Here is a 19130-nt window from a genome sequence, read left to right as displayed (position 1 = left end):
GAGGAGTTCTCATGTCCACCGACCTCAAGGACAAGACGGTTCTCGTGGTGGGCCGCGGCAGCGGCATCGCCCGCGCCGTGAGCGAAGCGGTGCTCGCGGAAGGCGCCCGGGTCATCGCCGCCGGCCGCGACCGGGCGGCGCTCAAGGACAGCTACGCGGGCACGGACGCCACCGTCGCCACCGTCGACCTGACCGACGAGGGATCGATCAAGGCCCTCGCGGGGGCGGTGGGCGGCGTGGACCACGTGGTGTCCACCGCCTCCGCTCGGGCCCGCGGACTGGTCGGCGAACTCGAACCCGAGGCGATCCTGCTGTCGTTCCACACCAAGGTCGTCGGCCCGATCATGCTCGCCAAGCACTTCGCACCCACCATGCCGCCGGGCGGCTCCTTCGTCCTGCTCTCCGGCGTGGCCGCACTCGAACCGGACCCCGGCTTCCTCGGCGTCGCCGCGACCAACGGGGCCGTCAACACCGTCGTCCGGTCCCTGGCCGTCGAACTGGCGCCGATCCGCGTCAACGCCGTCTCCCCCGGCACCATCGACACCGGGGCGTGGGACCCCCTGGGCGAGCGGAAGAAGGCCGAACTGTTCGCGGGCCTCTCGGCGGGCAACCCCACGGGCCGCATCGGCACCCCCGAGGACGTGGCCCACGCGGTCCTCTTCGCCCTGACGAACACCTTCCTGACCGGCACCTGCCTGCCCGTCGACGGCGGCCAGCCCCTCAGGGTCGCCGCGGTCCCGACCCGGAGCCCCGTCGAAGGGTGACCGCACACGGCAGTCGTGAGGCCGCCGGTGTCGCACACCGTCGACGCCGGGCCCGGCCGTGACCGGGACGGTGAGAGATCATGACTGGGTGACCCGTCTACTGACTCGAAGCGACCTGCACGCCGTGCTCGAGCCGAAGTCCTGCATCGCCGCGCTGCGCGACGGATTCCGTGCCGCTGCCGCCTCCCCGATCGCCGGGCAGCGGATACGCACGGATCTGCCGTTCCCGGGAACGGCCACCGCACTGATCCCGGGTGTACTGCCGGGCATCGACGCCTACACGGTGAAGGCCAACGCCAAGTTCCCGGCGGCCCGGCCCGCTCTGCGCGGGGTGATCTGCCTGCACAGCGGTCACGACGGTGAGCTTCTCGCGCTGATGGATTCCGCCACCGTCACCGCGTGGCGCACCGGACTGGCCGCGGCACTCGCGACCCACCTGCTGGCCGGTCCGGCGCCCGCGCGGGGCTCGGTGGTCGGAGTGATCGGCGCCGGCGCGCAGGCCGAACTCATGGTGCGGGGCCTCGATACGCTGCGAGGCCGTCGCGAGCTCCTGGTCCACGACTCGGATCCGGATCGCGCCGACGACTTCGCCTCCCGGCACGACGGCCGCGCCGTGACGTCCGTGGAGGAGGCGGCCGCGGCCGCCGACATCGTCCTGCTCGCCACCTGGTCGCGCGTACCGCTGCTGCGGCTGGCGGACACGCGGCCAGGGCAGCACGTCACGAGCCTCGGATCCGACGAGCCCGGCAAGCAGGAACTCTCCGCCGACCTGCTCGAATCCGCCCTCCTGGTGGTCGACGACCGGGAACTCGCCGTGGCCATGGGCGCCTTGGCGGCCGCGGGACTTCCGGCCACCGCCGCCGAGGCCACACTCGGTGAGATTCTGCGCGGCGACCATCCGGGACGCCCCGACGCGACCGCCCGCTCGGTCTACGCGCCCGTCGGACTCCCCTGGCAGGACCTCGCCCTGGCCTGGATCGCCTTCCGGCAGGCGGAACGCCGTGACATCGGAACGACGATCGACCTGCTCGCCTGACCCCACGCGTCCGGGCGGACGGCGTGGCCTCCTGGGACTCCACCGAGGCTCGACCCGGGGCCCGCGACGCCGAGTCGGCCGTGGACGCGGCCCCGCCGCCCCGGTCCGTACCGCGACAACCCCCCGACCCTCCCGAATTCGCGCCGCGCCTTCTGCGCGGTGGGCGGCACTGCGAGGATGGACGCAGAACCGGCCTGGGGGGATTCCGTGCTCGAGCACATCGGTCTGTACTACCCGTACGTCCATGTCCGCGACGAGCAGTGGCTCAAGACCGCGGCGTTGTACATGCCCAAGCTGGCCCATGTGGTGCCCAGCGGCTACCGCGTCAACGACTCGCCGACGCTGCGTGCCCTGCGGGACGAACTGGACTTCGTCGTACCGGTCGACACGGCGTGGCCCGCGGAACGGCTGGCCCCTGTCTTCCTGGACCTGCTCGAACGTTACGGGGCGGCCCTGGGACGGTGGTACCGGGTGACCGGGGACGCCCAGGGCCGCCCGTCGACCGACCGCCACCCGGATCCGTCGAGGGCGCCGATCCGCCGACCGTGGTCGCTGCGGGCCGACGTGCCCTGGCGGCGGACCGACGGCGGCCGGGCACTGGCCGACCTTCACCGCGGGGAGCTCACCGACGGTCTGCGCGAGGTTCTCCTCGGTTCGGGGCTCGCCGTGGAGAAGTCGGCGTCGTGGACGACCATGGACGCCGCCGTCGCGTGGGTGTACAAGCGCGCCCTGGTCGAGGAGATCGCCCGTGCCAGCGCCGGTGGTTTCAGTCCCGTCACCGACCAGCCGGCCGCCCATCTGACGCCCGGAGACTGGGATGCCGACGGAATCGCCTCGGCCCTTCTCGAAGGCTCCGTGCCCCCGCCGGCAGTCGACGGCGCACGCCGGGTGGGGCTGCTCGCCCTCCGCATCGTGACTCCGGACAGTCTCGCGGACGTACCGGTCCAGAAGATCATCCGGATCCGGAGCAGGCACCAGGACCTGTTCGACAACTTCAGCGCCGAGGTCACCGGCGCGGTGGCCGAACTCGCCGAGAAGCTCTCCGACGACACCCTGCCGGAGGCCAGGGAACTGCTGGTGGCCGCGAAGATCGAAGAGCGCTTCGCGAGACCCCTGGAAGAACTGCGCCGCGCCATGACCGGGCTGCACGTCGACACCGCCTTCAGTGCCGCCAACCTGAAGTTCGAGCTGCCCGCCGTGTTCGGCGCCGGCGCTCTGGGCGTGCTGGGCAGTCAGCCGGTCCTCGGCGCCACGGTGGGAGCCGCCTTCGCCCTCGGAGCGCTGGGCCGGTCGGCAACCGGGCAACGTGCCGCTCTGCTCAGGAAGTCGCCGACCGCCTACCTCCTGTCCGTCGAACGCGGTCTCGAACCGGCCTCCCTCCTGCACCGCCTCACGCGCCGCGGGTGATCCGCCCGCCCCCCTTCGGCCACCGCCCGTCCGGCGCCGCCTTCGCCCACCGGAGCCGGTGATCGACGCTCAGGCCGACAGCCGGGGCCAACCGTCGCACGGCACCGGCCGCACGGCCCTCCCCCGGGTCATCCACCGGGCGGGCGATCACCGGCTTCGCCGGTCACCCGTGGGGGGCCGGCCGCCACGGGCTTCGCGGGCCACCCGCCGGGGCCGACCGCCACGGGCTTCGCCGGTCACCGTCAGGGCCGGCTGCCACAGGCTTCGCCGGTCACCCGTCGAGGCCGGCCGCCGCGGGCTTCGCGGGGCCGGGCGCGGTCGTGCCGCGCGCCGAGGCCCGGAAGGCGCCGGGTGTCATGCCCGCCCCCCGCCGGAAGAACTTGGTGAAGACCGTGGCTCCCGGGAAGCCCAGCCGCTCCCCGACCGCCGTGGCGGACAGGTCGGTGTGGACCAGCAGACGCCTGGCCTCCAGCAGGACGCGGTCGTCGATGAAGCGCTTGGCGCCGCGGCCGGCGGCGGCCCGGGTGGCCCGGGTGAGGGTACGGACGCTGTAGTTCAGCTCCGCCGCGTAGTCCTCCACGCGATGGTTGCGCGTGTAGTCGCGCTCCACGGCCTGCCGGAACCTGCGGAAGACCTCGTCGCCGGCCGCGGTGTCCCCCCGGGCGCCGGGCACCTCGGACAGCCGGAGCAGCAGCGCGGCGAGCAGGTGCCGGAGCACTTCGACCCGCACCTCCAGCGGCAGATCGCGCGTGGCTCGGAACTCGTTCTCCAGGGGGACCAGGATGTCGCGCAGGGCGGCCGCGGCAGTGGCGTCGGGCACCAGCGGACCCTGGCCGGGATAGCGGTCGAGTCCGGCGGCCTGGGCGGTCGCGGCCCGCACGAAGCCGGGATCGACCATGATCACGACGCCCTCGGCGGCGGTGAGGTCGGAACGGAACTGGTGGATCTGGCCGGGCCTGGCCCACATCCAGGCACCCTCGGACAGTTCCTCGTCGGCGAAGTCCAGCGCATAGCGCAGGACACCGCTGCGCACCGTGATCAGTTCGTGGAACGCCACCCGGACCGGGGAGTACGGGTCGACGTCATGTGACGCGGCCCGCTCGACGAGGGCACGGAAGTCGAACACCTCCACCCCGGGAGGAGCTCCGACCGAGGGGATGTAGGGCACCTCGGTGACGTCACGGTGTCCGTTTCTGTCCATGGCCTGTCTTCAGCATAACGCTCTGCCCTCGCCCTTCGTGTCTAGCGTGGAGCGCGTCGAGACCGCGGCGTCTGAAACAGTCCGCGCTCCGTCCCGCAAACCCGAGGCGTGCCCGGACCGGGCAGACGAGCCGGCGGACCGTCCGACGAAGGAGACGAGCGTGCGGTTGGTAGTAGGCATGACAGGTGCGACCGGTGCGGTGTTCGGCGTCCGGCTGTTGGAGCAACTGGCCGAGCTGCCCTCGGTCGAGACCCACCTGGTGCTCAGCCGGTGGGCGCGCGCCACCATCGAGCTGGAGACCGGACGCACCGTGCGGGAGGTCGCCGCCCTCGCCGACGAGGTGTACGCCCCCGAGGACCAGGCCGCCCGGATCTCCTCGGGATCGTTCCGCACCGACGGCATGGTCGTCGCGCCGTGCTCCATGAAGACCCTGGCGGGCATCCGCGCCGGATACGCCGAGGGACTGGTGGGCCGGGCGGCCGACGTGGTCCTGAAGGAACGCGGCCGGCTCGTCCTCGTGGCACGCGAGACGCCGCTGAGCGACATCCACCTGGAGAACATGCTGGCACTGTCCCGGATGGGCGTGACGATCATGCCGCCCGTGCCCGCCTTCTACCACCACCCGCGGACGGTCGACGACATCGTCGGCCACATCACCACCCGCATCCTCGACCAGTTCGGCCTGCCGTCGCCCGCCGCCGAACGATGGGCGGGGATCCGCGCCGCCCGCGCGGCACGCCCCGCCGTCTGACCGCACACCACTTCGCCACCCAAGGACCAGCCATGGCCTACGACGACCTCCGCAGCTTCCTCGACACTCTCGACAAGGAGGCCCAACTCCTGCGCGTGACCGAGGAGGTGATGCCCGAGCCCGACATCGCCGCCGCCGCGAACGCCGTGACCCGCCTGGGCGAAGCGGCCCCGGCGCTGTACTTCGACAACGTCGCGGGCTTCACCGACGCCCGCATCGCGATGAACGTGCACGGCTCGTGGGCCAACCACGCCCTCGCACTGGGGCTGCCGAAGGAGACCGGCACCCGGGAGCAGGTGGCCGAGTTCATCCGGCGCTGGGAGAGATTCCCGGTGGCACCCGAGTGGCGGGACGACCCGCCGTGGGCGGAGAACACCCTGGAGGGCGAGGACGTCGACATCTTCCGGGTGCTGCCGCTGATCCGCCTCAACGACGGGGACGGCGGCTTCTACATCGACAAGGCGGCGGTCGTCTCCCGGGACCCGGACGATCCCGGGAACAGCGGGAAGCAGAACGTCGGCATCTACCGCATGGAGGTCAAGGGGGCGCGCAGGCTCGCCATGCAGCCGGTGCCCGTGCACGACCTCGCCCTGCAGCTGCGCGCGGCGGAGGAACGCGGCGAGGACCTGCCCGTCGCCATCACGATCGGCAACGATCCGGTCGTCTCCATCGTCGCCTCGACCCCGATGAAGTACGACGAGAACGAGTACGAGATGGCGGGCGCGCTCCGGGGCGCCCCGGCCCCGATCACGCGGGCCCCGCTGACCGGGCTGCCGGTGCCCTGGGGCAGCGAGGTCGTCATCGAGGGTGTGGTCGAGGGCCGCAGGCGGGAGATCGAGGGCCCCTTCGGCGAGTTCACCGGGCACTACTCCGGCGGGCGCGGCCTGCCCGTCGTGCGCGTCGACCGGATCTCCCACCGGACCCACCCGGTCTTCGAGCACCTGTACCTCGGCAAGCCGTGGACCGAGATCGACTACCTGATGGCGGCCAACACCTGTGTGCCGATCCACCAGCAACTGACGAAGGACTTCCCCGAGGTCCGGGCCGTGAACGCCATGTACACGCACGGCCTGGTGGTCATCGTCTCCACCCGCAGGCGCTACGGCGGCTTCGCGAGGGCGGTCGGCATGCGCGTGCTGACGACACCGCACGGTCTCGGCTACGCGGCGACGGTCATCGTCGTGGACGAGGACGTCGACCCGTTCAACCTGCCACAGGTGATGTGGGCGCTGTCGACGAAGATGAACCCGGCCCGCGATCTGATCAGGATCCCCGACCTGTCCGTCGTGGAACTCGCCCCGCAGGCCGACGTCCACGGCATGGTCGACAAGCTGATCATCGACGCCACCACACCCGCCGCCCCGGACCGGCGCGGCCACTACGGCACCCCGGTCCGCGACCTGCAGGAGACCGAGGCCTGGCTCGACCGGCTGCGGCGGATCGCCGCCGCACGCTGACACCCGTCGGCTCCGCCCCGCGCAACGGCCCCGACCAACGGAATGGAAGTGCCACCATGACCGACTCCCCGATCTGCCCCCGCTGTGCGCACCCGACCGTCGAGCACGTCTTCGCCTCACCCGTCCCGGGCGTGTGGGAGGTTCTGCGGTGCGGACTGTGCCTCTACATGTGGCGCACCGCCGAACCCACCCGTCGGACCCGCCGTGCCGACTATCCCGCGGAGTTCCGGCTGACGCCCGAGGACATCCGGAACACGGCCGAGGTCCCGCCCGTACCGCCCCTGCGCTCCCGCGGCTGACCCGGCCGGCGGGCCTGCGCCTCGCTCTCCCCGGGCCCGGCGCGATGTCCGCTCGCCCGCGGACGCACTCCGGCGAACGGGCACCACGTCCCCGGGGCACCGACGCCGCCCCATCGTGGTGGTGTTGGGACCACCCCTCGTTCGGTGTCCAGGCCCAGCGACCACGGCCCCCGGGCGCGGCAGGCTGGACGGCGTCGGCGCACAGGCCGCCGGCGCATCCACCACACCGACCCGGGGGACACTCATGACGGAAACCTTCGCGCGGCGCTTCACCGGCGTCGCGGGTATCGCCGCCGCGGCCGCCTTCATCATCGAAGTACCCCTGTACTTCGTCTACTCGGGCCCGCCGCCGGACGCGAACGTGCTGGGCAGGCTGCTGATCGGGATCGTCGCCCTCGCCTGCCTGATCGTGTTCGTGACCGCCTGGCGGGAGCTGGTCCGGCAGGTGAGCCCGGCCCATGAGTGGGCCGGCTCCGTCGCGTTCGCCGCCGGGTTGGTCTACGCGACGGTCACGCTGGTCTCCAGCGGTCTGGAGGCGGGTGCCGTCATCGCCGCCGACCACCCCGTCGATCCGACCATCGCGGTCAGCGGCACCTACATCCTGTACGGGTCGATCTCGCGCCTGCTGCTGGCGCTGTTCCTCACCGCCGTGGGCTTCGTCGTCTCGCGCACGGGGCTGCTGCCCCGCTGGACCGGCCGGTCGGCCTACGTACTGGCCGGCCTCAACCTGGTGTTCGTGCCGTCGCTGTTCTTCGGCAACACCCCCGCGCACTTCTACGCGGCCAACGGCTGGGGCACCACCGCGCTGATGGGCGCGTTCCTCAGCTACTGGCTGCTGGCGCTCGGCATCTCCGCCTACCGCAGCGGCACCCGACCCGCTCCGGCCGGGACGCCGGTGACCCGGTGAGCCGGAATCGAAAAGGGACCCTGGTATTGCGGGTTTCCACCCCGATGGACAGGCCGATTATGCGACCTGCAAAACGGCTGCCGCAACGAGCAGGACAATGCGGATAAGTGCGAGTGCACAAGTGAGAACCCGGTGAACGCCGCCGTGTCCGGGGACGTCAGAAAAGGCATCAATCCGATGAAACCCCAGGCGGACGCGTGTCACCGGAAGCCGCAAGCGTCACTTCGTCCGCTTTCCGCAGCCCGAAGCATTCGGAAAATGAACACGTAACAGGGAATGCATTGACAGCCGCACCGACGGCGACAGCTAATAGGGCGCTGCGCATGACACATGCGCAGCGCCCTATTAACTGCCCTTTACCGGGCCATGTCTTGACGGGTATTACGTGACCATATCCAAGAGCGCGACCAACGGGCCGCCCACTCCTCAGGTCCTCCGCCGCGGCGCCGTGGCCCTGGGCATCACCGTGGCGGTCCTGCTCGGTTTCCAGCCCTCCGCCCGCGCGGCGGGCATCGCCGACAGCCCCCGTGCGGCCGCCGCTTCGAGCACGGCCTCCCCGACGAAGCTCCGTACGACCGGTGACGGCGCAGGCCCCGTCGACCCGGACCTCTCCCCCGTGTGCGGCACCCCTGCCCCGGGGCACGCGACCTGCTACGCCCTGCGTGCCGCCGACCCGACGCCGACGACACGTGTCGGTGCGGTCCAGCAGCCCGCGGGGCTGAGCCCCCAGGACATCCAGAGCGCCTACAACCTGCCGGCGGACGGCGGCGCCGGGCAGACCGTCGCGATCGTGGACGCGTACGACAACCCGAACGCCGAGAAGGATCTCGCCGTCTACCGCGCCCAGTACGGTCTGCCGCCCTGCACCACCGAGAACGGCTGCTTCACCAAGGTCGACCAGCGGGGCGGCACCGACTATCCGACGTCCAGCGAAGGTTGGGCGGGCGAGATAGCCCTCGACCTCGACATGGTGTCCGCCGCGGCACCGCAGGCACACATCCTGCTCGTGGAGACGGACAACGACGGTCTCGACCGGCTCGCGGCCGGAGTGGACAGAGCCGTCGCCCTCGGCGCCCGGTACGTCTCCAACTCCTACGGCAGACCGGGCGACTCCGACACCGACCAGCCGCAATACGGCTCCTCCTACGACCATCCCGGTGTCGCCGTGGTCGCGGCCAGCGGCGACTACCGCTACGGGGTCTCCTTCCCCTCCACCCTGCCCACGGTCACCGCGGTGGGCGGCACGGACCTGGTCGCCGACCCCGCCAGTCCGCGCGGCTGGTCCGAGACCGTCTGGCAGCGGGACAACTTCGGCCCGGGCTCCGGATGCGCGACGCGGCAGGTGAAGCCCGCCTTCCAGAAGGACACCGGGTGCGCCGGCCGTAGCGTCGCCGACGTCTCGGCGGTCGCCGACAACGTTGCCGTCTACTCGACGTTCGGCTCGAAGGGGGTGGGCTGGCAGCGCTACGGCGGAACCAGCGTCTCCACCCCCGTGATCGCGGGCGTCTACGCCCTGGCGGGACCGCCACGCCCCGGCACCCAGCCCAACGCCTACCCGTACGCGGCGGGCGACACGGGCCTGAACGACGTCACCTCCGGGTCGAACGGCACCTGCGACATCTCCTACCTCTGCGTGGCGGGCCCCGGGTACGACGGCCCCACCGGGCTGGGCACCCCGAACGGCCTCGCCGCCTTCCGCGACGGGCCGAGCGGCACCCTCGCCGGTGTCGTGAGGGACACGAAGACCGGCAGGCCGGTGGCCGGAGCCACCGTGGGTGCGGGACTCGACGTCACCACGACCCTTTCCGACGGCTCGTACACCCTGAACCTGCCCGCCGGCCGCACCGACGGCCTGACCGTGACGCGGTTCGGCTACCGCACCACCACGTCTCCCGCTCTCGACATCACCGAGAACCACACCCTGAACCGCGACTTCTCCCTCCGGCCGATCCCGCGCGTCAAGGTCCGCGGAACCGTGCGGGACGGTTCGGGTCACGGCTGGCCGCTGTACGCCCGGCTCTCGGTCGAAGGCTCGCCCGAGACGCCCGTGTGGACCGACCCCGCGACCGGCGCCTACGACATCGCGCTGCCCGAGGGAGCCGACTACCGGCTCGACGTCACCGCCGCCCTGCCCGGCTACGAACCGGTGACCCGGGCGGTCACCGTGGGCCACCGGAACACCAAGGCCGACATGGCCCTGACGGCCGACCCGGACGCCACCACCGCCGTCGGCTACACACCCCGACGCACCGACCACACCGAGGCGTTCGCCCCGACCGCCGCCCCGCCTGCCGGCTGGTCCGTGGCCAACGCGTCCGGCACCACGAACGGATGGCAGTTCGACGATCCGATCCAGCGCGGGAACTCCACCGGCGGCAGCGGCGCCTTCGCCGTCGTGGAGAGCGACCAGGGACCGTTCGGACCCCACCAGAACAGCGAACTCGTCTCACCCGCCTACGACCTGTCACAGGCCCAGTCGGCCGAACTAAGCTTCAGGACCGCGTACCTGGCCAACCTCACGCAGCAGCACATGACGGTGGACGCCAGCACGGACGGTGGCGGTACCTGGGTGAACGTCTGGGCCGGGCCGAAGGTGAGCGGCTCGGAGGACCACCTGACCGTCCACGTCCCGCTGCGGCAGTTCGCCGGCAGCCACTCCGTCCGGCTGCGCTTCCACTTCGTGGCGGACTGGGGGTACTACTGGGCGATCGACGACGTCGACGTGCAGACCCGGCTGCTGAAGGCGGTCCCTGGCGGCCTGGCCGTCGGAACCGTCCGTGAGGCGGGCTCCGGGACCGGGCTCGTCGGTGCCACGGTCGCCGACACCTCCGCTCCGGACAGCGGCGCGGTCACCGCCGCCACACCGGAGGACCCGGCCGTGGGTGACGGTCTGTACACCCTGTTCCTGGCGGGGACGGGCAGGCACGTCCTCACCGCCGCCGACGCCGGTCACGTGACCCGGACCCGCACGGTCGTGGTCCACGGCGACCAGGTCGGCCGGAGGAACTTCCGGCTGACGAGCCGGGGTTGACCGCAGGACGGCTCAGTGGCGGCACGACGACCGGCCGGTCGTCGTGCCGCCGCGCGCCCCGGCAGGACGATCTACCATCGTGCCGGTTCCACACAAGGACAAGGGCAAGGACTACGACCCGGGCAGGTCCCGGGTCCCGGTACGCGGGAGTGTCACACCGTATGGATGTCACGTCGGACAGCTCCTGGGCGGGCATCGGACTCGGGGTGCTCGAAGGAAGGGTGCTGGAGCAGTTGGTAGGCCTGCCGGCGACGAGCGCGCGGGCGCTGTCCGAGGCGGCCGGGGTGTCGGTGGCGCAGACCGAGCAGGCGTTGCGGCGACTCGAGGAACGCGCTCTGGCGGTACGCACCGGTGACCGGCCGGAGCGGTGGGTGGCAAGCCCGCCGCGCGTGTCGGTGGGGACGTTGCTCGCACGCCGGCGCAGTGAGCTGGCCCGCGCGGAGGAGCTGGCGGAACAGATCTACGCGGCGTACGACGCGGCCTCGGGCCCGCGCTCGGCCCACCTCGTGGAACTGCTCACGGACGAGTCCGAGGTGGCGGCGCGCTACACCGGGCTGCTGCGGGACAGCGCGCTCGAGGTCCTGCACCTGGCGAAGCCGCCCTATGTCACAGCTCACGGCGATCCCGGGGACGAGCCCGCCGTGGGGGCCGGAGTGAGTCTTCGCTCGGTGTACGAGACGGGCGGATTCAGCGACGCGTTGTCGCTGGAGACGGCGTTGCGGGGAACGGCCGACGGCGGTGAACTGCGCCTCGCGTCCCACCTGCCGACCAAACTCGTGGTGGTCGACCGGCGGGCGGCGTTGCTGCCGGCCCGCGTCGATCACCCGCTGACGGGAACTCTGATCGTCCACTCACCCGCGCTGGTGGCCGCCCTGGTGTCGTTGTTCGAGATGGTGTGGGAGCGGGCGATGCCCGCTTCGCTGGAAACCCGCCTGGAGCGGCAGGCGGCCGAGCGCAGCACCCGGGTGACGCCGGTCGACACGCGGACGCGGGAGGTGCTGCGGCTGATGGCGACGGGCATGAAGGACGACACCATAGCTCGGGTGTTGGGGATCAGCCGCCGCACGGTCCAGAAGCACGTCAGCGCGGCGGGCAGCGCCCTGGGGGCGAGGACACGTTTCCAGATCGCGTTGCTGGCGACGGAGCAGGGCTGGCTCGGACGGGGCTCCGCGGTGCCGGTACCGGAGCCGGAGCCGGTGCCGGTGCCGGTGCCGTCCGAGTGATCATCGGCCGGGGACGGCGCGCAGCGCGATGTCCACGGTGGCGTGCAGTGCCGCACGTCCCACGCCCGCTGCCGCGTGGACGGCGTTGCCCTCGCTGACGACCATGACGTAGCGGGCCAGCGCGAGCGGATCGGTGCCCGCGGGCAGGTCGCCCTCCGCGACGGCGCGCGCGAGCCGGTCGGCCAGCGCCCGCTCTCCGGCGAGACGGCTCTCGGCGAGGAATCCGGCGATGTGGCCGTTGTCACCGCCCTCGGCGAGACCGCCCTGCACCGACAGGCATCCGGGCGGGCGGTCGGCCTGGGTGAGCGCGTCCGCGTTGGCCCGCAGGAAGGCCTCGATGACGGTGTACGCGGTGGGCTTGGTGAGCGCGTCGCGGGCATAGGCCATGTCGGCCTCGGCGTACCGCGCCACCGCCCGGCGGAACAGCTCCTCCTTGTTGCCGTAGGCCGCGTACATGCTGGTCCGGTTGATGCCCATGGCCTCGGTGAGATCGCTCAGCGACGCGCCCTCGTATCCCTGGCGCCAGAAGACCTCGACCGCGCGGTCCAGCGCCGCGTCGGCGTCGAAGCCCCTGGGCCTGCCCCGCTCCGCCATCCGCACTCCGCTCTCCGTCCTCCCGTAAATATTAACCGGCCGGTACGGAAATAGGCCGCGGGGTGCCGTCGTTATTCGGTATCGAACGGTACGGAAATGGGGTGGCCGGCGTGGAACAGCAGCCCGGGCACCCCGGCCGGACCGGTCATTCGATCAAGTGACAAGCGACTCCACGCAAGGAGAACGACCATGGGACAGCTCGACGGCAAGACCGCCCTCGTCACCGGGGCCACCTCGGGCATCGGCCTGGCCGCCGCCCGGCGACTCGCCACGGCGGGCGCGCACGTCTTCCTCACCGGCCGCCGTCAGGAGGCCCTGGACGAGGCCGTCGCCTCGATCGGCGAACGGGCCACCGGTGTCCGTGCCGACGTCGCGGACCTCGACGACCTCGACCGGCTGTTCGCCGTCGTCGCGGAGCGCGGGGGCCTCGACATCGTGTTCGCCAACGCCGGCGGCGGAGCGTTCGCGGCGCTGCCCGACGTGACCTGGGAGCACTACGCCGGGACGTTCAACACCAATGTCGGCGGCACCCTGTTCACCGTGCAGAAGGCGCTTCCGCTCCTGAGGCGGGGTTCCTCGGTCATCCTGACCAGTTCCAACATCGACACCAAGGGGGCCGCCTCGTTCGGTGTGTACGCCGCCAGCAAGGCAGCCCTCCGCTCGCTCACCCGCAGCTGGGCCGCGGAACTCGTCGGCCGGGGCGTCCGCGTCAACAGCATCGCCCCCGGCCCGATCGAGACCCCGGGTCTCAGTGGTCTGGCCGGCGACCCCGGATCCGCCGAGCAACTGCTCAAGGGCCTCGCCGACGGCGTGCCGATGAACCGGCTCGGGCGCCCCGAGGAGATCGCCGAGACCGTACTGTTCCTCGCGTCCGACGCCAGCAGCTACATGACCGGTGCCGAGATGTACGTCGACGGCGGCGCCAGCCAGATCTGACCGGGACCGCCGGCCGAGCGATCCGCCACACCCGTCCCCACCGCCCCGACCGGGGTGGCCGGCCGGACCCTGGGTCCGGCCGGCCACCCCGGTCGACACCCGTCGAGGAGTCACCATGCACACCGTGACCGACCTGCTCACCGCGAACCTGTACGAGGTCTTCGGCAACCGCGACCCCGGCTCCCGCCGCGCGGCCATCGAACGGATCTACACCGAGGACATCGTGTTCACCGACCCGGAAGGCGTCAGCACGGGCTGGGACGCGCTCGAGGAGAAGGCGCGCACCCTCCTTGAAAAAGTCCCGACCGACTTCCGCTTCACCGAGGACGGCCGCCGCTACGCCGGGCCCCGGGACGGCGCCCTCGCCTGGGCGTTCGGCCCCGACGGCGAACCCGCGGTACGCGGCATCGACGTCATCACCGTCCGGGACGGCAGGATCGCCACCCTGCTCACCATGTTCACCGTCTGAAACACGCGACGACCGGGCGTTCACCGGCCCGTCGCCAACGCCTCCTCGGCCCAGACGACCTTCCCGCCCGGTACGGAGCGGGAACCCCATCTCCGGGACAACTGGGCCACCAGGAACAGTCCACGACCGTTCTCGTCGGTCGTGGACGCTCGCCGTAGGCGCGGGGAGGACAGGTCGGTGTCGGACACCTCGCAGGTGAGGACCTGATGCTGGATCAGGCGCAGCTCGATCGGGCCCGTGCTGTGCCGGACGGCGTTGGTCACCAGTTCGCTGACGATGAGTTCCGTGGAGTCGCCCAGCGCCTCCAGACCCCATTCGGTCAACTGACGGGTCGCCTCGCTCCGGGCGCGACGGACGGCGCTCTGGTCGTTGGGCAGCGTCCAGGAGGCGACCTGCGCGGAACTCAGTGAGTGGGTCCGCACGAGGAGCAGTGTGACGTCGTCGGACGGTGCCTGCCGCGGCACGGCCTCCGTCGCGTCGGTGCAGAGGTCTTCGAGGGTGCGTCCCGGTTGTGCCAGGGCGTTGCCCAGCCGGTGCATTCCCACGTCGATGTCGTGATCGCCGGTCTCGATCAGACCGTCGGTGTAGAGGGCCAGGAGACTCCCCTCGGGCAGTTCGAGCTCCACCGCCTCGAAGGGGACGCCCAGTCCGATGCCGAGCGGTGCTCCCGAGGGCAGGTCGGGGAAGGTGACCCGGCCCTGCGGGTCGATGATCGCGGGTGGGGGATGCCCGGCCCGTGCCATGGAGCACGTCCGGGAGACCGGTTCGTAGACGGCGTAGAGGCAGGTCGTGCCCACCACGGGTGAGGGCTGGTCGGTGGCGTCGATGTCCGTCTCGGCCAGCCGCTGGACCGTGTCGTCGAGACGTTCCAGCAGCTCGTCCGGCGGGAGTTCCATGTCGGCGAGCGTGTGGACCGCGGTGCGGAGTCTGCCCATGGTCGCCGCGGCCTGCAGGCCGTGCCCCACGACGTCGCCCACGACGAGGGCCACCCGGGCTCGGCCTGCAGGCCGTGCCCCACGACGTCGCCCACGACGAGGGCCACCCGGGCTCCGGACAGCGGGATCACGTCGAACCAGTCGCCGCCGACGCCGTTGTCCATGTCCGCGGGGAGATAGCGCGAGGCGACCTCGACCGCCATGCCGCCCTTCAACTGGTGTGGGAGGAGGTGGCGTTGGAGGGTCAAGGCGGTGGTGTGCTCGCGGGCGTACTGGCGGGCGTTGTCCAGCGACTGCGCCGCGCGGCCGACGAGTTCCTCGGCGAGGAGCAGATCGACCTCCTGGAAGGGTGTCGGGTCCGCGGTACGGATGAACAGCGCCACTCCCAGCAGGACGCGCCGCACCCGGATGGGTACGACCATCAGGGAGTGCATGCCGTACTCGTGGATCTTCCGGGCCCGCGCCGGGTCCTGGTCGACCCACGTGCCCGCGGCGGTGTCCAGGATCGGCTCCAGGTGGGCCCTCCCGGTGTGCAGGACGTCGGTGAAGGGCGCGGTGAGCGGCCAGGGGACCGGTTCGCCGCGCGCCCATGGCGATTCCGGAACGTCTTCGTGGACGGAAGCCAGGCCGGCCCGCGTGAAGGCGGGGAGTCGTTCGTCCACGGGGCCGATGCGGAAAGGCGGCCCGTCACCGGTCGGGACCGACTGCTCCAGGTCGACGGCGACGTAGTCGGCGAGCAGGGGCACGGCCAGGTCGGCGAGTTCCTGGCTGATCTGCATCACGTCCAGGTTGTTGCCGAACCGTGCGCCGGCTCTGCCGAGGACGGCGAGGCGGTCGCCGGCGTTTCGGCTCTCGGTGACGTCGACGCTGATGACGCACACCCCGAGCGCGTTGCCGTCGGCGCCCTGGAGGCGGACGAACGACGCGGCGAACGAGTGTTCGCGGCGCGGGCCCGTCGCCAGCCACGACCGGTACTCGTGCACCCTGGGGGTACCGCTGTCGAGCACCTGCCGCATCACTCCCTCGAGTGCCTCGGCCTTGGCTCCGGGCAGCACGTCGGTGAACCCGCGTCCCAGCCGCCGGTCGGCGGAGACGCCGTCGTGGCTCTCCATCGTGTCGTTCACCCAGGTGCACATGAGCCGGGGGTCACGGACGACGACGCTGATCCGTGCCGAAGCGAGGAGGTACTCCCCCACCGGTCCGTTCCCGGTCTCTCCGGGCGGCGTGCCGGCGCCGACCACCGTCACCACCCATCGCACTCCGGCGTCCCGTCCCCGCACCATCGAGATCCGCAGACCGACGTCGAACACGCGGCCGTCGCGATGGCGCACGGCCGTCGTACCCGACCAGCCGTCGCGGGCACGGCAGAGTTCGAGGAACTCCGCCGTCGTGGGTTCCTGCGCGCGGCACGGGACCACCCGCGTGAAGGGACGGCCGACCACGTCGCCCGCGGGATGTCCGACAAGCTGCTCGGCGGCATGGGTCCACGCGACCACCGTTCCCTCCTCGTCGAACATCGCGATCACCGAGTCGGACAGTTCACGCGTGCCCGGCGGCCGGCCGGCGTTCACATTGTCTTTGCTGGTCATCAGGGTGCGTCCTCAGGTAGCGGGAAGTACGCAAGGTGCGCCGTGCCGGGGTGCGCCACCGAAGCGAGCGGTGGTGCACCCCGGCCCCGATGACGGACCGACGTCGGGCGAACTGTTCGCACCTTTTGCGGTCATTGACCGTGCGGTGCGCGGATCTGTGACAGCACTCGGACCACGGGGTCAGATGAGTTCCAGTCCGCCGTCGACGGTGATCACCTGGCCGGTCGCATGGCGCCCGGCCGGGTCGGCCATCCGGAGGATCCAGTGCGCGATCTCCTCCGCGCCGGCGATGCGGCGGGTGGGGATGCGGTCGCGCTCGTAGGCGTACATGTCGTCGGCGGCCTCGGGGGTGAGACCCGCGTGCAGCATGACGTCGGTGCGGGTGGGGCCGGGAGCCACGGCGTTGACGCGCACACCGTCAGCGGCGAGCTCAAGGGCCCAGCTCCGTGTCATCTGTTCGACGGCGGCCTTGGTGGCCGCGTAGTGCGCGCCGCCCGCCATGGGCCGGTGCCCGTAGGTGCTGGAGAGGTTGACGATCGTGCCGGAGGTCCTCCGCAGGTGCGGCAGGGCTTCGCGGGCCAGGAGGCTGGGCGCGACGACGTTGAGTGCGAAAAGGTCGACGATCGTCTGCTTGTCGGTCTCCGCCATCGGCATGACCGCCGTCGCGCCGGCGTTGTTGACCAGATGGTCGAGCCGTCCCCACCGCTCCACGGCGGCCCCGACGACCTTGACGGGTGCCCCGTCGGCACACACGTCGGTCGCGAGGAACTCGATGTTGGCGTGGGCCGCGGCGGTCTCCTTCAGCGGTTCCGCACGACGGCCCACCCCGAGTACATGGGCGCCCGCCTCGGCGAAGGCGACGGCCGTGGCCCGGCCGATACCGCTCCCGGCGCCGGTGACGATCGCGACATGGCCGGAGAAGGTCTGGTCGTGGGGGGTGGCAGGCATCAGGAACTCCTTGTTCGATGTTCGTTGTACATAGAACAATAGGAGCAGACACTGTGATTGCGTCAAACACGAAAGCACCGGAAGTGACATGCCCGACGGGAGACAGAGCAACGGATCCCCGCAGGGACCAACATGTGGTTTCGACCGTCTGTTGTGCGCACCGTGTGTCCGGCACGCGGTCGAGCGGCGGCGGGGTTACGCCTGCTCGGCGCGCTCGGTGACGTGGTCCCCGATGCCATCGGCGGCCGCGGCGGACAGCAGTGCGGGCAGGAGGCCGGGGAAACGGGCCTCGAGGGCGTCACGGCGCAGCGTCACGTAGCAGCGGGTGCCCTCCTGCCGGGTCTGCGTGACGCCCGCCTCGCGCAGCGTCTTCAGATGATGGCTGAGCGTGGACTTGGCGACGGGAGCGCTGAACTGCCCCCACCCTCGTTCGGCGCCGTCGGACAGGATCCGGACGATTCCCAGCCGGGTCGGATCGCCCAGCGCTCCCAGCAGTCGCGGCAGGGCGATGTCGCCGTCGGCGGGTGACGAGTGGTCCGGCATACGTGCCATGCTACCGACCGTTCGGCACACATCGAACTTCGTGGTCCCGGTGCCCGCTGAGATAGCGGAGCAGGTCCTCGTCGGTGCCGTCGGCATCGAGGTCCCGAACCGCCTCCTCGACCGCCTCTCGCAGCAGCGGTGAACCCGACCCGAGCACGTCGTGGGCGAGGGTGGTGAGCTCGATCTCGACGCTCCGCCGGTCGTGGTCCGGGACACGCGTGGTGATCAGGCCACGGTCACGCAGGCGGGTCACGAGACGGCTGGTGGCGGAGTGGCTCAGCCCGATCCCGTCGGCCAGGTCGTTGAGGTAGAGCAGACCTGTGTCCCGCGCGCCCTCCCTCAGGGTCCGGAGGGCGTAGAACTCGCTCACCCCCAGGCCCACATGCTGTTGCAGGCGACGCTCCATCCGGGCCTCGATCCGCCGGTGGACACGGCTCAGCCTGTTCCACCGCGTGATCAACGTCGTATCGTCATTCATCGTCACTCATCGGCGACTGCCTCCCTCCTGCCCCACGGCGGGCGCGCCACTGTCCGCACCACGTAGACAAGGCCGGGGTCACCGTTGTGACATGGGGGCGTACGGGTGCGCTCAGGTCCGCTGGTACGCCGACGCCCGTCCGGAGCAGGGCGGCGCGCTCGGCGTCCACCGCCGTGTCCACGGATCAGGTCACCGATGCGACGAGCACCGCCGTGCACACGAACGTCACCATCGTGATCAGGACCATCGCGGCGAGTGTCCCGCGCAGCCACCGTGTGAACCGGACGCGGTTCGCCTCCTCAGCCGCGCCGGCGCTGTCGGCGATGTGCTTCGTGACCATACGGGCCACCCGCTGCTGCTCGTCGAGGTACCACAGCTCGATGGCCCTCCGCTGCTCGTGGGTCAGCCCGTCCGTCCGCGCGGTGAAGGCGGCCACCCGCCGGCGAGCGGCACCCAGATGAGCCGCCCGGTACAGATAGGCCTCTATGTCGACCAGCCCGCGAGCTGCCTGCTCGTTCGTGTTCATGACGCGCTCCCAGGGTCGGTGGTCCGGCGCCGGTCG

18 protein-coding genes and 1 pseudogene are annotated in these 19130 nt (G+C 71.5%); 11 read left to right on the top strand and 8 right to left on the bottom strand.

Translation table 11 applies throughout. The features are described 5' to 3' along the window. Positions 1-11: 11 nt before the first annotated feature. The 3 genes from ACFY3I_RS16500 (at position 12) to ACFY3I_RS16490 (ending at position 3207) form a co-directional block, all read left to right on the top strand. Positions 12-764 (top strand): SDR family oxidoreductase, encoded by a 753-nt coding sequence (locus ACFY3I_RS16500; RefSeq protein WP_390861140.1) that lies wholly within the window; start codon positions 12-14, stop codon positions 762-764. Positions 765-852: 88 nt separating this feature from the next. Beyond that, entirely contained in the window at positions 853-1800 is a 948-nt protein-coding gene (locus ACFY3I_RS16495) for an ornithine cyclodeaminase family protein (RefSeq protein WP_390861139.1), read from the top strand. 177 nt (positions 1801-1977) lie between these two features. Beyond that, positions 1978-3207 (top strand): DUF6236 family protein, encoded by a 1230-nt coding sequence (locus tag ACFY3I_RS16490; protein WP_390861138.1) that lies wholly within the window; start codon positions 1978-1980, stop codon positions 3205-3207. A 271-nt stretch (positions 3208-3478) separates the two neighbouring features. Here the strand turns inward: ACFY3I_RS16490 and ACFY3I_RS16485 are convergent, their stop codons facing one another. Next, the gene (locus tag ACFY3I_RS16485; protein WP_390861137.1) at positions 3479-4408 is read right to left on the bottom strand and encodes a helix-turn-helix domain-containing protein; all 930 of its coding nucleotides are present in this window, start codon (positions 4406-4408) and stop codon (positions 3479-3481) included. Positions 4409-4568: 160 nt separating this feature from the next. Here ACFY3I_RS16485 and ACFY3I_RS16480 point away from each other — a divergent pair, with 160 nt between their 5' ends. The 6 genes from ACFY3I_RS16480 (at position 4569) to ACFY3I_RS16455 (ending at position 12076) form a co-directional block, all read left to right on the top strand. Then, positions 4569-5159, top strand: a complete 591-nt coding sequence (locus ACFY3I_RS16480) for a non-oxidative hydroxyarylic acid decarboxylases subunit B (RefSeq protein ID WP_390861136.1) — start codon at positions 4569-4571, stop codon at positions 5157-5159. Between the two features lie 32 nt (positions 5160-5191). Then, entirely contained in the window at positions 5192-6616 is a 1425-nt protein-coding gene (locus ACFY3I_RS16475; protein ID WP_390861135.1) for a non-oxidative hydroxyarylic acid decarboxylases subunit C, read from the top strand. Between the two features lie 56 nt (positions 6617-6672). Next, the gene (locus ACFY3I_RS16470; RefSeq protein WP_390861134.1) at positions 6673-6915 is read left to right on the top strand and encodes a non-oxidative hydroxyarylic acid decarboxylases subunit D; all 243 of its coding nucleotides are present in this window, start codon (positions 6673-6675) and stop codon (positions 6913-6915) included. Between the two features lie 244 nt (positions 6916-7159). Beyond that, positions 7160-7822, top strand: coding sequence for a hypothetical protein (locus ACFY3I_RS16465; RefSeq protein WP_390861133.1), 663 nt, complete (start codon positions 7160-7162; stop codon positions 7820-7822). Positions 7823-8207: 385 nt separating this feature from the next. Then, positions 8208-10853 (top strand): carboxypeptidase regulatory-like domain-containing protein, encoded by a 2646-nt coding sequence (locus ACFY3I_RS16460; RefSeq protein WP_390861132.1) that lies wholly within the window; start codon positions 8208-8210, stop codon positions 10851-10853. Positions 10854-11014: 161 nt separating this feature from the next. Continuing rightward, positions 11015-12076, top strand: a complete 1062-nt coding sequence (locus tag ACFY3I_RS16455; RefSeq protein ID WP_390861131.1) for a LuxR C-terminal-related transcriptional regulator — start codon at positions 11015-11017, stop codon at positions 12074-12076. On the opposite strand, the gene ACFY3I_RS16450 is transcribed toward ACFY3I_RS16455, so the two are convergent. Then, positions 12077-12670: a TetR/AcrR family transcriptional regulator gene (locus ACFY3I_RS16450; RefSeq protein ID WP_390861130.1), complete on the bottom strand. Its 594-nt coding sequence runs from the start codon at positions 12668-12670 to the stop codon at positions 12077-12079. It abuts the gene before it with no gap. A 189-nt stretch (positions 12671-12859) separates the two neighbouring features. Here ACFY3I_RS16450 and ACFY3I_RS16445 point away from each other — a divergent pair, with 189 nt between their 5' ends. Together ACFY3I_RS16445 and ACFY3I_RS16440 are read left to right on the top strand one after the other, a co-directional pair. Then, positions 12860-13606 (top strand): SDR family NAD(P)-dependent oxidoreductase, encoded by a 747-nt coding sequence (locus ACFY3I_RS16445; protein WP_390861129.1) that lies wholly within the window; start codon positions 12860-12862, stop codon positions 13604-13606. Between the two features lie 115 nt (positions 13607-13721). Beyond that, on the top strand, positions 13722-14075 hold the full coding sequence (locus ACFY3I_RS16440; RefSeq protein WP_390861128.1) for a nuclear transport factor 2 family protein: 354 nt from the start codon (positions 13722-13724) through the stop codon (positions 14073-14075). Between the two features lie 20 nt (positions 14076-14095). On the opposite strand, the gene ACFY3I_RS16435 is transcribed toward ACFY3I_RS16440, so the two are convergent. From ACFY3I_RS16435 to ACFY3I_RS16410, 6 genes and pseudogenes are all read right to left on the bottom strand, one after another. Beyond that, positions 14096-15010, bottom strand: a complete 915-nt coding sequence (locus ACFY3I_RS16435; protein ID WP_390861127.1) for a SpoIIE family protein phosphatase — start codon at positions 15008-15010, stop codon at positions 14096-14098. A gap of 347 nt (positions 15011-15357) precedes the next feature. After that, a pseudogene (locus tag ACFY3I_RS16430) lies at positions 15358-16527 on the bottom strand (PAS domain-containing protein); the annotation flags it as partial. Between the two features lie 252 nt (positions 16528-16779). Next, positions 16780-17547, bottom strand: a complete 768-nt coding sequence (locus ACFY3I_RS16425; RefSeq protein ID WP_390861126.1) for an SDR family NAD(P)-dependent oxidoreductase — start codon at positions 17545-17547, stop codon at positions 16780-16782. Between the two features lie 195 nt (positions 17548-17742). Further along, a complete protein-coding gene (locus tag ACFY3I_RS16420) occupies positions 17743-18090 on the bottom strand; it encodes a metalloregulator ArsR/SmtB family transcription factor (RefSeq protein ID WP_365291006.1) in 348 nt (115 codons plus the stop codon). Between the two features lie 10 nt (positions 18091-18100). Beyond that, positions 18101-18568 carry a MarR family winged helix-turn-helix transcriptional regulator gene (locus tag ACFY3I_RS16415; protein WP_390861125.1) on the bottom strand — a complete coding sequence of 156 codons (468 nt, stop codon included), beginning with the start codon at positions 18566-18568 and terminating at the stop codon, positions 18101-18103. A 184-nt stretch (positions 18569-18752) separates the two neighbouring features. Beyond that, complete coding sequence (locus tag ACFY3I_RS16410; RefSeq protein WP_365290889.1) at positions 18753-19094, bottom strand: hypothetical protein; 342 nt, start codon at positions 19092-19094, stop codon at positions 18753-18755. Between the last annotated feature and the right edge of the window lie 36 nt (positions 19095-19130).

Origin of the sequence: Streptomyces sp. NPDC001068 (genome assembly GCF_042897315.1) — a bacterium.
In the GTDB taxonomy this organism is placed as follows: domain Bacteria; phylum Actinomycetota; class Actinomycetes; order Streptomycetales; family Streptomycetaceae; genus Streptomyces.
Note: the sequence above shows the minus strand (reverse complement) of the source record. Positions and strands in the feature narration are given on the sequence as shown.